Genomic DNA, 13,484 nt, shown 5'->3' with positions numbered 1-13,484 from the left:
AAATTTTCCATCAGAGTAGACACAACAAAAAAGTTGTGTCATCATTAAACTATTATCATCTCATCTTCAAAAAAAGGACTGCCTATGTACACTGTAATTAAAAAAACAAGGATAACTAAAAATGATCCCAAAGTTCGGGCAAAATGGAAATTTACCTGCTGGTATTCATCTTTCCACCTGGGAGGAAATAAAAGATGTTCTAGCTTTTAATGAACGTCGTCAACAGCTTTTGGAAGGTATGACAAGAGTTAGTGAAATATTAAAACAAGCAGGATGTAGTCGAATTTATATTGGTGGTAGTTTTGTTAGTAGAAAAACCTATCCAAAAGACTTTGATATGTGTTGGGATGAAGAACAAGTAGATTTTGAGCTTCTAAGTAATTTAGATATAAACTTATTAGATGCTGGTAGGAAGAAAAGGTGGAAGCAAAAGGAAATTTATGGAGGTGAAATTTTTCCTGCATCAGCTTATGCTAACGATTATGATACTTTTTTAGAATCTTTTCAAAAAGATAAAAACCTAAATAATAGGGGAATAGTTGCCATAGATTTGTAGAACATTAAACAAAGAATATTACTCTAATTTGGGTAATATTCTTACTAGAATGAAGAGTAAATAAGGAGATTAACCATGATTTTAAATGAACGTCAATATATGATTACTAAAGCTCAGATTAAAAAATTTCAATCAGCAATAGAAAATCTGGAAAAAAAAGTACCCCCACAAGATAATAAAAATGAACAGTTACGGCATCAATCATATCTAGCTTCATTCAATGGTGAAATAGAAGAACTATTAGAACAAATAGAGGAATATGAAAACCTCAAAGCAAGGAAAATAGATAGGTTAGAATGTAAGTCTTTAGAAGAATTACCAGAAGCACTTATTAAAGCTCGAATTTATCGCGGTTTAACTCAGGGACAATTAGCAGAACTTTTAAATGTGAAGGAACAACAGGTGCAACGTGATGAGGCTAATGAATATGCCAATTCTAGTTTCACTAAAATTTTGAAAGTGCAACGTGCTTTAGATATTGAGATTAGAGAAGAAGTAATTTTTAAATAACTTTCTCAACGTCTGATTACAGTTTTGTATAAATAAATTTTGTAAATAAAAATTATTTATCTATAGTCTGATGTACTTGTAAAATACAGGACTTACGCAAAATATCTCTCAAACCCTGATTTCTCTGTGTACTCTGTGTCTCTGTGGTTCGTTATTCCGTCACTTGTGCGTAAGTCCTAACTAATTAAAAATTACCCATATTCTTTAGGAAGATTACACTTTTAACTAAATTTTTAGTCAAAAAAGTCTCATTTTCATATTTAATTTCATAGTATTTTTTGTCCAGGGGGTAAAGTCACCCTTTAAAACCTTACAGACAGGTTTTAACAGTTAATGTTGCCAAAAAATACTGGGTTTGAGGAGAAAATATAGATGAACAGTGACAATCTCAGTGAGAATTTGTTTCCTCATTACCGGCTAAATAAATATATCTCTTCAGTAGATACTTTTTCTACCCAGCATGACTATAGCTTTACTAGTCGCAGTAGCTGGAATTCAGCCAGTAATGTGAGTGCAACATCTGTCCGCACTGCTAATTTTAATTCTACCTCTGGCTATGGTTTAATTAATGCGGCTGCCGCCGTTGCTAGAGCTGCGGGTTTGAATAGTTTTGGTGATGTTCCTTCTCTTGGTGGTAATAACTGGGGAGCAGATTTAGTTAAAGCCCCAGCAGCTTGGGCGCAGGGATATACTGGCAAAGGTGTGGTAGTTGCTGTGTTAGATACTGGGGTTGACTACAACCACGCAGATTTAAAGAATAATATTTGGACTAATCCCGGAGAAATTGCGGGTAATGGCATAGATAATGATGGTAATGGTTACATTGATGATGCCCAAGGCTGGAATTTTGCTGACAATAGTAACAATGTCATTGATGTTAATGGTCACGGTAGTCACGTAGCTGGAACTATAGCTGGGACAAATAATGGCTTTGGGGTCACGGGTATCGCCTATGATGCCAAAATTATGCCAGTGAAAGTGCTGGGTGATGGGGGTTCAGGTAATAGTAATTCTCTCGCCGATGGTATTTACTATGCTGTGAATAATGGCGCTAATGTGATTAATCTCAGTTTGGGTGGTAATTTTCCCAACAGCACTATAGAAAATGCTATTGAGTATGCTAGCAGTAAAGGCGCTGTGGTGGTGATGGCGGCGGGTAATAATGGCTACCCATTTACTGGCTATCCTGCTAGCTATGCTGAGAACTGGGGATTGGCGGTGGGGGCTGTGGATAAGAAGAATAATATGGCTAGTTTCTCTAATAGGGCGGGGATGAATGCGTTTCCTTATGTTACCGCCCCTGGTGAGGGAGTTTATTCCACAGTTCCGGGTAATGATTATGCTACATATAGTGGCACTTCTATGGCGACTCCCCATGTGGCTGGTGTGGTGGCTTTGATGCTGAGTGCTAATCCTAATTTGACTGATGCGGCGGTGCGGCAAATTATTATCGAAACTGCGGGAAATAGTACGTCAGTAGCAGGTTCTTATGATTTCAATTTTAGCTCTGTAGTTGATCAGGCGATCGCACAGATAGGAAATAATACTATATCGGTGACGACGATTGACTGGGAACTCAATATCACGAATGTAACTGAGGGTGATACAACTACTTCTCCGGAAACTTCTACTTCTTTATTCAATCTGGGAAAATGGATTCGGTACGACGATCGCACGATGAAAAATATCGGCAGTTTCACTATGATGAATATCTTCAATAATGATGATGTTGAGGAAGGTAATGGGGATTTTACAGATATCGAAAAAATTATCAGTCAATTGCAGCAGCAGTTAGCAGAGTTTAGCAGATTTTTCCCTGGTTTCTAATCTCTCATATATTCTTGGATTTGAGGGCGGATAGGACCCACCCGATAATATTTATGGAGTAACGAACCACAAAGGACGCAAAGGACACGTTCGCGTAGCGTCTCCCCTTGGGAGAAAGGAGGAGGAAGAAGGAAGGGCGGTTTAAATATCTGGAAATTTATTCCCTATTCCCTGATAATTTATCTGACTGAAAAGGCTTCACTAAATCTGCGGGTGACAGGCTCGATGATGAAGGTTAATATCGATTTTTGACGGGTGACGATTTCACCGTTAGCAACCATTCCGGGAGTAAATGCTACTTCTTCTCCCCGGACGTTCATTGAGTGTTGAGTTAACTGGATTCTGGTGGGGAAAACTAAACCTAGTTCTTGATCGACGACGGCGTTAGGACTGACTTGGACTACTTTACCTTCGATTGTGCCAAATTCTTGAAAGGGAAAGGTGGCCATTTTGACTTTTGCTGTCATTCCGGAATGAATAAAACCAATGTCGCGGTTACGGACTTTGACTTCTAATAATATTTCTTCTCCCGCAGGTAAAATTGAGAGCAATTCTTCACCGGGTTGTACTGGTCCTTGGGTGGCTTCAATTTTGTAAATTGTCCCTGCTACTGGGGCTGTGATGGTTTCACCGGCTTGCTGTTTTCTGGCTTGTTCTAGTTGACCTTGAATGTTGGTCAGTTCTTCTTGGCGCTGTTTTATTTGGGTTAAGATCTCGCTTTGGCGCTCGGATGCTAAACGCTGGATCTGTTGCTGGATTCCTTCATAGGTTTGCTCTCCTTGAAGAATTTCTTGGTCTTGGGCGGCAATTTCTCTGGTTAAGGATGCTATTTTGTCTTTAATTTCGGTTAATCTATTCTGGGCGTTAATCACTTCATCTTTTGCCCTGGTCATGTCTGTGTTGGCGCGATTTACTCTTTCCTGGGCTTCTAGATAATCGAGTCTGGGTAATGCACCAGGAGCAATTAGAGTGCTGAGGTTCTTTTCTCTTTCTTGGGCGATCGCCACATTTTTTTCTACTTCAACTACGACTTTTTCAGCGTTGACTATATTAGCTTGGGCATTTTTCAAGCTGGTTTGAGCATTTACCAGGTTTTCTTGCAATCTTTTTTGGCGTTCTTTTACCTGTGAAATAATTGCTTGTTGGCGATTGGCTTCGGTTTCGGTTTCAGCTTGACGAGCTTGGTAATCTGCAAGACGTGATTCTAATAATTCATCTTGTAGTTTTGTTCCAGCTATTTTTGTCCCGATGCGTTCTGCTTCTAAACGTTGTAAGTCTTCGGCGATTAATTTGGCTGCTTGGGCGAGGCGGTTAACTTCTGTTTGTTTGAGGTTTGGATCACGTTGAATTAAGACTTGACCTTCAGTGACATGATCGCCTTCTTCGACTTTGACCTTTAAAATAGAACCACCATCTAAGGATGTCACAGGTCGCACGTTTGTAGAAGCGATTAATTCTCCTGGTGCGATCGCCACTTCATCAATTTGAGAAAAATTTGCCCACGCGATCGCCCCAAAAACTACTAAGCTCAGTGTTCCCGCTAAAACTCTGGTATATAACGGCGGTAATTCCTGTACAGCCTTACCGACTTCATAAGATAGTTGGTCTTCTGGTTTCGCAAATTGTTCTTTTGTTTGACGTGCTTGAGCTGCATTTGCAAGTAAGGAATTTTTCATAAAAATTGAGATTATTAGGTATTGGGTATTGGGGATTGGTGACTGGGGATTGGTGACTGGGGATTGGGAAGTTACCGTCTTCTCTCCCCTGCTCCCTGCTCCCTGCTCCCCTTCCTCTTCTCCCCACTCCCCATCATTCAAACAGCGAGATAGCGGCGCAGAAAACTTTCTAAGGTTTCCAAATTAAAATTGAAAATCCTCTCTAAATTCTCTATTTCCTCTTTTCTACAGAAAAACTCATTAACCAGTAATGTGCGATAGGTTCCCAAAGCTATTTGGGCTGGGGGGTTAAATAAACCCAATGCACTTCTTAACCCATCCACAACGAACAAAGGAGAATTAATAACTATTGGTTCTTTGTTGAAGATGCGGCTAAAAACTTGGGGGATATCCTCACGCAATAAAATCTCCGGTCCTCCCACTGTTAATATTTGGTTGCGTGCGCCTACAACGGTGACGGAATCTACTACTATTTTGGCTAAATCATCGGTGCTGACTACCGAAGTCCGGTTTTTAGGATCACCAATCAACAAATACAAACCTGTTTCCCGAAACCGTTCTGCTAATGGTAGTAGGTTTGATGCTAATCCGGATGGGCGTAAAATTGTGTAATTCAAGCCACTAGCTTCTAGATATTTTTCTACGGCTCGTTTAGCTTTAAACGTGGGAGCATCTTCATAACCCCTGTCGGCTCCCAGTACGGAAATAAACACAAAATGCTTGACTCGATTAGCTTTTGCTTGATCAATGAGTTCAATATTAGCGCGATAATCTAAAGATAAGGAGTCAGTATCAGAACCGTGGGCGCTGATTATATACTCGACACCCCGACAAGCTTTTTCAATATCTTTATCTCGTCGCAAATCACCGATAAAGATTTCAGATCCTCGGTGTTCTAACTCGTTATAACGCGAAGTGAGGCGGACAAATGACCTCACAGACTGTTCTTGTAGGCGTAGAAGTCGCACGACTCGGCGACCAATTGCTCCCGTTGCTCCAGTAACCAGAAACATAAGGATTTTTGGGTGATGAATTCCATCTACACACTAATCTAAAATTCCACGATTACTGGAGTATGGTCGCTGGGTTGGGGTAATTTTCTGGGGGTAATATCAATAATGCAGCTTTTAGCCCGTTCATACAGTGTGGGGGTGAGGTAATGATGGTCAATTCGCCAACCCCGATTGCGTCTAAAGCCGGCGGCGCGATAGTCCCACCAGCTGTAGTGTCCGCCTTCTGTGGTAAATTTGCGGAAGCTATCAGCGAACCCTAGTTCTAGGATATCTTTCAACGCTTGGCGCTCTGGTTCCGATGCCATTATATGATTTTCTATTTTGGCGTTTTCGTGGATGTCTGCGGCTGTTAGGGCGATGTTGAAGTCACCACACATACAAATTGCAGGTTGTGTAAGTAAAAGGGTTTGTAAATACTCTCGTAGCACTGTCAGCCAACCCAGCTTAAATTCATATTTCTCGCTACCCACGGCGGAACCATTGGGGACGTATAAATTTACTATGCGAATGCCGTTAATTACCCCGGTAATCACGCGCTTTTGTTCATCCCATGCGGGGTCGATTTTGGGTAAAATGGGCGTGAAGCCAGCGCTAACATCGGTGAGGGGTTGGCGACTAATCAGGGCTACGCCGTTATAAGCTTTTTGACCGGAAAAATAAACGTGATAGCCTTGTTCTTCTAGGGGCGATCGCGGAAAGTCTTTGTCTACAACTTTTGTTTCCTGCAAGCAGAGGACATCAATGGGATTTTCACTTAACCAAAAGATTACCTGTTCTAGGCGAGTGCGAATTGAGTTGACATTCCAAGTGGCAATTTTCATTTTTGAGTTTTTATTATTGAAAATAAATATTAATTTTTAATGCGTTATTTTTTTACAAAAATTTATCATTGACCTAATATAACGATTTTGGTTAACTTAACGCGAAGAAAAAGTGATTCTATCTCTTAATTTTAGTATTCTCAGCTACAAAATCATAAAATTTGTCAATTTAGCTACAAAACATCCTCATAATTGGATGATCCCCAAGGTAGATGAAACTACTGGAATCTAAGTTATATTTTAAGAGTATAAGTGCTGAGGAACATTTTAAACTTAAATTTAGATGCAAAGATAGATCAGGTTGGGGTATGCACTTCAAGTTTATCTAAGTAGGTTATAGCTCAATAATCAAGACTGTTAAAAATATATAGAAAACAAATTTAGTGTTAATCATCTGGTTAACTGATATGAAGATTTTAGTAACAAATCATCAAGGCGCACATTAATTTCAAGGCTTATTTAGATCACGCTCAAGTCGGGTTTTAATTAATAAATTGGTTTAAGGAGGCTATTGGTATGAATATGAGAGCCAACACCTGTCCGTGTTGTGGTGGTTCCCTCCTGCGTCATGTCCGTTATAGTGAACTGTATTGGTTTTGCCAGTCTTGTCGGCAAGAAGTACCTCTTTTAACTATGATTTCTGTGCGTAATTCCCGTGGGGAAACTCAGAATACAGGAGTCCCTCAGACAACATTCAGAGAGTAGGACAATTTCTATTTACGTAATCTGATAAAATCGAGGGTAGCTATTTAATTAGGTCAAAGTCTGTGTTAGCAGCGTTACTCTACGGTCAAGAAGATTTACGCTTAGAGCAAGTAGCTGAACCCACTCCGGAAGTTGGTGAAGTGGTGATCCAAGTGGGTGCAGCAACAACTTGTGGTACAGATTTGAAGGTGTGGCGGCGTGGTGGTCATGCCAAAATGCTCAAACTACCGACGCTGTTTGGTCATGAGGCGGCGGGAACAATTGTCGCTGTGGGTGATGGGGTGAAAAATTGGCAGGTGGGCGATCGCATTGTTGCTAATAATTCTGCACCCTGCATGAAATGCTTTTTTTGTCAACGCCAAGAATATTCTTTGTGTCCTCATATTACCTGGAATAACGGCACGTTTGCGGAATATCTGAAAATTCCGGCGGCAATAGTCCAGCATAATATGTTGAGAGTTCCCGATGATTTACCGTTGCAATTGGCAGCAATGACGGAACCTTTAGCCTGTGTTCTGCACGGTGTGGCTCGTTCTGACATTAAACCCCAAGATCGGGTGGTGGTGTTGGGAGATGGGGCGATTGGGTTGATGTTTGTCGCTGTTTTGAGTGAAACCACGGAAGTTTTGCTGTGGGGAGGTAATGACGACAGGTTAAAAATTGGTCAAAAACTCGGTGCGGCACAGATTTTTAATTATCATCAAATCCCAGATATTCCTGGTGTAGTGAAAGAATTAACTCAGGGTTGGGGTGCAGATGTGGTAATTGAGGCGACTGGTGTACCTAGTGTTTGGGAAACTGCGATCGCTTGCGCTCGTCCTGGTGCAACTGTTAATTTATTTGGTGGTTGTCCACGGGATACGACGATTACAGTTAATACAGAGCAGTTACATTACAGTGAACTGACATTAAAAGGAGTATTTCACAATACACCCGAATATGTGCGGGCGGCGCTGGCATTGATAGCTAGTGGTAAGATACCTTTTGAATTACTGATTAGTGAAGTGCGATCGCTCCAGGATTTAGAGCAGGTATTCTGTGATATGAAGGCGCGTCAGGTGATTAAGGTGGCGATGATTCCTCACGCAGAGGCGCAGAGGCGCGGAGAATAAGAGTTTTTGAGGTCAGAATATATATACATTAGTTTTAATATTTTTCACAGAGTTAAATATGTATGTCTCAAGCAAACACACCTCTTAATAGTCACATTGAAGATTACTTAAATTATTATTGTGACTTGTCTCAGTCTCCTAAATTTGCCATTTTACTCAAAGGAAAATGGGGTTCCGGCAAGACATGGTTTATTAATCAGTATCGTGAAAGGCTAAAACCTAAGAAATCTTTATATGTCAGCTTATACGGAATTTCCAACTATTCAGAAATAGAAGACTCTCTATTTCAGCAATTGCATCCTTTCCGCTCATCCAAAGGGATGGTATTAGCAGAGAAAGTATTTAAAGGGTTTTTAAAAAGTTCATTAAGAATTGATTTAGTTGATTTTAATAATGACGGTAAAAATGATGGGGCGTTGACTATTTCTATTCCAGATATAAATATTCCTGAAAACTTCAAGGATTCTAATTATAGTCTTTTAATATTTGATGACTTAGAACGTTGCAGCATGAATATTGAAAATATTCTGGGATATATTAATAATTTTGTAGAATCGCAATGTTTAAAGGTAGTCATAATTGCCAACGAAGATGAAATAGATACTAAAGAAGAAAAATACAAAAGGATAAAGGAAAAATTAATTGGTAAAACTTTTGAAATATATCCTGACTTTACAGGCGCATTAAATGATTTTTTAAACCAAGTAACTAATCAAGATGCCAAAACAATTTTATCAAATAGTATTAATTATACTCAGGAACTTTTCATAAAAGCAAAATGTAAAAATCTAAGAATACTGAACCAAATTATTTTAGATTTTGAAAGGATTTTTGAGAAATTACCAGACGAAGCATATAATAAGTCAGGCTTGGTAGAAGAAATTTTAAAGTTCTTGATAATTTTTTCAATTGAAATTTCCAGTGGAAGACTCAAACCGCAAGATATCAATCAAATAGAGAAAAAGTTACTTGCCGAATTCGTGTCTGTACGAAGAAAACAACGTCAGAATGATATTAATGAAAATAGTAGCGAAGATCAGATTTCATTCAAAGAAATGTTTGAGAAGTATGAAAATATTTATTCTATTAATTTTAATTACTTGAATTCCGATAAATTTCTACCTGGTTTATTATGGTGGGAACTTTTTTTTGATAAAGGCATTGTGGATAAAACTATTTTAGAAAAATCAATATCAAGCAGCAAATATTTCCAAGTTGAAAATACTCCTAATTGGTTGAAACTGCTGCACTATAATAGACATACGGATGAAGAATTTGAAAAACTTCTTCATGAAGTTGAGTTAGAATACACAAATAGAAAATTTGAAGATATTGGAATAATTAAACATATTACTGGACTATTTCTACTACTTTCGGATGCTGAGGTATACAGTAAAAGCAAGCCAGATATTATTACAGAAGCGAAAAAATATATTGATGAAGTAAAGAAAAATGGTGAACTAGATATAAAATATATTGATGAAACCTTCGGTGATTATATGGGGCTTTCTTTTTCAAACAAAGATTCTCCAGAATTTAAAGATTTTGAAAATTATATTAAGCAATGTCAAGAACAAGTAAGGCTTCAAAATATGCCTAATGAAGCAAATAAACTACTGGATATTATACAAAATAATATTACTAAATTTCCCTCTATACTCTGTATAACTGCCTCAAGCAATTTAGATATAGCAGAGGAAAAATACCATGATTATCCCATTTTAAAATACTTATCACCAAAAGAGTTTTTGAAGACAGTTTTAATGCTCTCAAATGAGAATAAATCTTATATTTTTTCTTGTATAAAACAAAGATATAGTGTTAAATATATTGCTGAAAAGTTAATAGATGAATTATATTTCCTTAAAGAAGTTCAAAAGTTATTGTTAGCAGAAATTATTCAAAGGAAAGGGAAAATCAGTAGATTAATGTTAAATCAACTACACGAATATTACTTAAAAGAAACTATTAATGATCTTGAGCAAATAAAAAATACTCTTCAGCAAAATAACACATAACTTAATTAAGTGCAGAAAGAACGGCTGATTTTCAGATGACTCGTGGAATTCGCAGCATCTTGGAAACTGAGCAATAAACCTGTGGTTTTTGATGATACTGTCTACTTTCTGAGTTTTGATAATCAGGAAACTGCACATAAGACTTTTGAACTTTTGACTTCTCAGTCAGCTATAAATTATTATTCATCTCTAATCTTTTGGGATGAAAAGCGCCCGATTAAACCTCACAGCCTTGATGGAGGGGGAGGTTTGCTTTGATGGTCACGGTTGATGCAAGATACCGAAAAATGGGAAAACTATGATTATCCCCTGTTGGGGGAATTTTCCCTGCAAGTCTTCAATAGAAAAATGCTGCAAAAATCTCTGCTGAACTTCTTGATTTTACCTTTTTCTCTAGTTCCCTGGCTGGGTATGGGAATGTTATTTGATTCCCCAGCTGACGCATTACCGGGGGAAACTACAGAAGAAGTAACTACCTGGATCAAAGCACATCCGACACTTCGCCCTAGACCGGGTGAGCGTTTATTTATCCAAAAGAGTGATACAGCAGCCCAGCGATTCACTTTTCAAGCATCGGTTTTACCTCCTGGTAGGGTGAAATTACCCCAGGATAGAGGCCGGATTCGTAGTGAACGCCTAACTATGTATGATGGTGTTAATGGAATGAGTTTTCAGCGTCTCCAGGAATCTCTGCGGGTAATTTATGGGTTAGATATCTATCAAGATTTTAACCGCGCTCAAGTAGTATATAAGTATCCTAATCAGAGTGCTATTAACTCGGCACGGATGGCTAAAACTCCCATCAGGGAAGCTTTACAGGGAGAATTACGTGTAGGCGATCGCTATGCCTATTGGCTAGAAATTGCTAAACCACCAGGAGGTAAAGCTTTCACAGGTCAAATGACGGTTTTTCTGAAAGCTGACCTCGATAAGTTGGAATCTGAATTGCGAAATCGCTAACAGTTGGCGTTTGCTGTGGGTTCGGTTGAACCCAACCTGCTGCAATTCGCCTTTATAACCCCCCTAATCCTACAGGAGATGGGGTTTGCCAAATACCAGAAAATATGCTTTCAGTGGCGAGGGAAATTCTCAGCAAATCTTCTTTCAGCAGAGGCGGCCAATCAACCCCAGCTTTACGTCCCGCTACAAATATTTGTTGCGCCTTTACACCCAGCTGATAAAGTGCAAAAGCTAATTCTCGGTCGAGGTTAGGTGCGTCTTTCATAGCTTCAAATATCACTTTCAACGCTAATAAAATCGACGTTATCTGACCGGGTACTGGTGGTTTTCCCTGTTTCATTCGCATTAATAATGCATCTGGGTATTCATCAGTTGTTACTGTCTGGGCTATGAGGAGTTTGCGAGCTGTTTCGTAATTCATTTGTCCAGCTTATCTTAGAGGATGGCACAGCAAGAGTACCTACATACAAATTACTATGAGGATATGATTTTACTAGATATCTTGCTATAGTAACCATTCTTGATTTTTAAGCACAGATGCATACAGATATTTTATGAGTCTTTATGTTTGGTGGCTTTTTTTGCCGATTTACGCCAGAGGGTTAGGATTTCGCCTCAATTTGTCTGACAACAGTTAGGGCTGAGTAACTTACGCCAGCTGTACCTTCTCCGGGATGAGTTGAGTCGCCGACTAACCATAAATGGTTGATGGGTGTGCGATTGGCAAATCCAAAGGGACCAAAGGTGGGTATTCTTTGACCAATACCGCCGACTATACCGCGATCGCGCCCTGTATAATGAGCAAAACTCCGGGGAGTGGCGGCTTCTTGATAAATGATGGTTTCGGGTTTGAGATAGAAGTATTCAGCAAGACGGGCGATCGCATCTTCTGTATACTTTTGTTTCAGTCCTTGATAATTATCAGTTTCCCACCACGGTGCAGGATCGACAAAAGATGAAGCGATAATTGTTACTTTCCCCTCTGGGGCGCGTCCATCTCCGGGATGACTGACGGAAACAAACAGAGAATTATTTTCCCCAATCGGTCCATCGACATCATAGAGAAATTGTAAGTGGGGCGGACAATCTGGGGGAATGGCGCTGACATCTACCCCTAAATACACCACAAACGCACCCGACGCTTGGGGTAAATTTTCTACCCGATTTTTATACCCAGAGGGTGTTTTTTCTCCCAATAGTTGCACTAAGTTCTGCACAGTGACGTTAGCAACTACATGGTCTACAACTTCTGTGCAGATTTCCCCTGTTTTCTGATTTCTGATGACCACAGCCGTAGCTTGGTTATTTTCCACCGTGATTTTTTCTACAGTGTGGCGCATTAATAACTTACCACCATCTTTTTCTAAGGATTCAACTAGGCGATCGCTTAGTACCTGCATACTACCTTGGAGGTGAAACAATCCTTGGGGTAATTGAGAGACACTCAACGCCGTAGCTGCATAAAGTAAAGCTGTTTCCTCTGTATCAACCTGAGAATATAGCTTTAATTGCAAATCCAAAAACGTTCTCAAACGATGGTCTTTAGCCAGTCCGTAAAAGCGTAAAGCATCCCCCACAGTAAATAAAGTATAGGGGACGGTAATTAATGTACTAGGGCGTACCGCTTGAGTTAATTGCCATAAATCCCACAAACTCCGGGGAGGTAATACCGGGTCGCGTCCTTGAAATTGCCAACTAGCCTCAAATAACACCGCCATCATCTGCCAAAACGGTTCACTCCCAGGAAATTGTTTTTGGCGTTCCTCTCGCCATTTTTTTTGGTCACGCCAAACATTAATCGGTGTACTTTCCCCAGGTAAATACACAGCACAAGCCGGGTCACAAGGTGTCGCTGCTGGTAAATCTATCCCTAATTCTGAGAAAATCCGGTGATGGATTCCCCCAGGTTCTAATCCAGCTACCTGAGTCGCCCCCACATCAAAGGTAAATCCGCGCCGTTGAAATGTGGAAGCACACCCCCCCGGAACCAGGGCTTGGTCTAAGACTAAAACGCTGTAACCCCGATGGGCTAATAAAGCCGCCGCCGTCAGTCCACCTATCCCCGCACCGATGACAGCAACGCGAGATTTAGTTTTTTGAGTAGAATTATGGGACATTAATAATAAACTTTAAAATTCTTAATATTACTAATCATAATTTTACCAAAAAAATGCTGAGTCAGATATGAGTAAACTTACCTCTACTCAGGACTCAGAACTACTGAACTTAGATTCTGGGACTGAGTTAAAAAGTCCCGCAAATCATAGCCGATTATCTTTAACGATA

At 39.6% G+C, this 13,484-nt stretch carries 12 protein-coding genes; 7 read left to right on the top strand and 5 right to left on the bottom strand.

What is annotated here, in order from left to right; translation table 11 throughout:
- Positions 1–121 precede the first annotated feature (121 nt).
- The 3 genes from VB620_RS12110 to VB620_RS12100 all read left to right on the top strand — a co-directional run bounded on the left by VB620_RS12110 (position 122) and on the right by VB620_RS12100 (position 2,893).
- Positions 122–556, top strand: a complete 435-nt coding sequence (locus VB620_RS12110; RefSeq protein WP_323196408.1) for a DUF6932 family protein — start codon at positions 122–124, stop codon at positions 554–556.
- Between the two features lie 75 nt (positions 557–631).
- Positions 632–1,066: a helix-turn-helix transcriptional regulator gene (locus VB620_RS12105; protein WP_323196407.1), complete on the top strand. Its 435-nt coding sequence runs from the start codon at positions 632–634 to the stop codon at positions 1,064–1,066.
- Positions 1,067–1,438: 372 nt separating this feature from the next.
- Positions 1,439–2,893 carry a S8 family peptidase gene (locus VB620_RS12100; protein ID WP_323196406.1) on the top strand — a complete coding sequence of 485 codons (1,455 nt, stop codon included), beginning with the start codon at positions 1,439–1,441 and terminating at the stop codon, positions 2,891–2,893.
- Positions 2,894–3,072: 179 nt separating this feature from the next.
- On the opposite strand, the gene VB620_RS12095 is transcribed toward VB620_RS12100, so the two are convergent.
- The 3 genes from VB620_RS12095 to xth all read right to left on the bottom strand — a co-directional run bounded on the left by VB620_RS12095 (position 3,073) and on the right by xth (position 6,403).
- Complete coding sequence (locus tag VB620_RS12095; protein WP_323196405.1) at positions 3,073–4,569, bottom strand: HlyD family efflux transporter periplasmic adaptor subunit; 1,497 nt, start codon at positions 4,567–4,569, stop codon at positions 3,073–3,075.
- A gap of 137 nt (positions 4,570–4,706) precedes the next feature.
- Complete coding sequence (locus tag VB620_RS12090) at positions 4,707–5,582, bottom strand: SDR family oxidoreductase (protein WP_323196404.1); 876 nt, start codon at positions 5,580–5,582, stop codon at positions 4,707–4,709.
- 38 nt (positions 5,583–5,620) lie between these two features.
- Positions 5,621–6,403, bottom strand: a complete 783-nt coding sequence (gene xth / locus VB620_RS12085) for an exodeoxyribonuclease III (protein ID WP_323196403.1) — start codon at positions 6,401–6,403, stop codon at positions 5,621–5,623.
- Between the two features lie 516 nt (positions 6,404–6,919).
- On the opposite strand from xth, the gene VB620_RS12080 reads away from it, so the two are divergent.
- From VB620_RS12080 to VB620_RS12065, 4 genes are all read left to right on the top strand, one after another.
- Positions 6,920–7,108, top strand: coding sequence for a hypothetical protein (locus tag VB620_RS12080; RefSeq protein WP_323196402.1), 189 nt, complete (start codon positions 6,920–6,922; stop codon positions 7,106–7,108).
- Between the two features lie 62 nt (positions 7,109–7,170).
- The gene (locus VB620_RS12075) at positions 7,171–8,220 is read left to right on the top strand and encodes a zinc-dependent alcohol dehydrogenase (RefSeq protein WP_323196401.1); all 1,050 of its coding nucleotides are present in this window, start codon (positions 7,171–7,173) and stop codon (positions 8,218–8,220) included.
- A gap of 62 nt (positions 8,221–8,282) precedes the next feature.
- Positions 8,283–10,238, top strand: a complete 1,956-nt coding sequence (locus tag VB620_RS12070; RefSeq protein WP_323196400.1) for a P-loop NTPase fold protein — start codon at positions 8,283–8,285, stop codon at positions 10,236–10,238.
- Between the two features lie 348 nt (positions 10,239–10,586).
- Entirely contained in the window at positions 10,587–11,198 is a 612-nt protein-coding gene (locus tag VB620_RS12065) for a hypothetical protein (protein ID WP_323196437.1), read from the top strand.
- A 52-nt stretch (positions 11,199–11,250) separates the two neighbouring features.
- On the opposite strand, the gene VB620_RS12060 is transcribed toward VB620_RS12065, so the two are convergent.
- Positions 11,251–11,619 carry a Dethiobiotin synthetase gene (locus VB620_RS12060; RefSeq protein ID WP_323196399.1) on the bottom strand — a complete coding sequence of 123 codons (369 nt, stop codon included), beginning with the start codon at positions 11,617–11,619 and terminating at the stop codon, positions 11,251–11,253.
- Positions 11,620–11,800: 181 nt separating this feature from the next.
- On the bottom strand, positions 11,801–13,315 hold the full coding sequence (gene crtD / locus VB620_RS12055; protein WP_323196398.1) for a C-3',4' desaturase CrtD: 1,515 nt from the start codon (positions 13,313–13,315) through the stop codon (positions 11,801–11,803).
- Between the last annotated feature and the right edge of the window lie 169 nt (positions 13,316–13,484).

Source organism: Nodularia harveyana UHCC-0300 (genome assembly GCF_034931085.1).
GTDB lineage: Bacteria > Cyanobacteriota > Cyanobacteriia > Cyanobacteriales > Nostocaceae > Nodularia > Nodularia harveyana.
The sequence above is the reverse complement of the archived record's forward strand: the minus strand, read 5'-3'. Positions and strand labels throughout refer to the sequence as shown.

Coding starts and splice junctions, on each gene's coding strand:
- VB620_RS12065 (WP_323196437.1), top strand. CDS start 10,587: ATGCTGCAAAAATCTCTGCTGAACTTCTTGATTTTACCTTTTTCTCTA.
- crtD (WP_323196398.1), bottom strand. CDS start 13,315: ATGTCCCATAATTCTACTCAAAAAACTAAATCTCGCGTTGCTGTCATC.
- VB620_RS12080 (WP_323196402.1), top strand. CDS start 6,920: ATGAATATGAGAGCCAACACCTGTCCGTGTTGTGGTGGTTCCCTCCTG.
- VB620_RS12090 (WP_323196404.1), bottom strand. CDS start 5,582: ATGTTTCTGGTTACTGGAGCAACGGGAGCAATTGGTCGCCGAGTCGTG.
- xth (WP_323196403.1), bottom strand. CDS start 6,403: ATGAAAATTGCCACTTGGAATGTCAACTCAATTCGCACTCGCCTAGAA.
- VB620_RS12100 (WP_323196406.1), top strand. CDS start 1,439: ATGAACAGTGACAATCTCAGTGAGAATTTGTTTCCTCATTACCGGCTA.
- VB620_RS12070 (WP_323196400.1), top strand. CDS start 8,283: ATGTCTCAAGCAAACACACCTCTTAATAGTCACATTGAAGATTACTTA.
- VB620_RS12095 (WP_323196405.1), bottom strand. CDS start 4,569: ATGAAAAATTCCTTACTTGCAAATGCAGCTCAAGCACGTCAAACAAAA.
- VB620_RS12105 (WP_323196407.1), top strand. CDS start 632: ATGATTTTAAATGAACGTCAATATATGATTACTAAAGCTCAGATTAAA.
- VB620_RS12110 (WP_323196408.1), top strand. CDS start 122: ATGATCCCAAAGTTCGGGCAAAATGGAAATTTACCTGCTGGTATTCAT.
- VB620_RS12060 (WP_323196399.1), bottom strand. CDS start 11,619: ATGAATTACGAAACAGCTCGCAAACTCCTCATAGCCCAGACAGTAACA.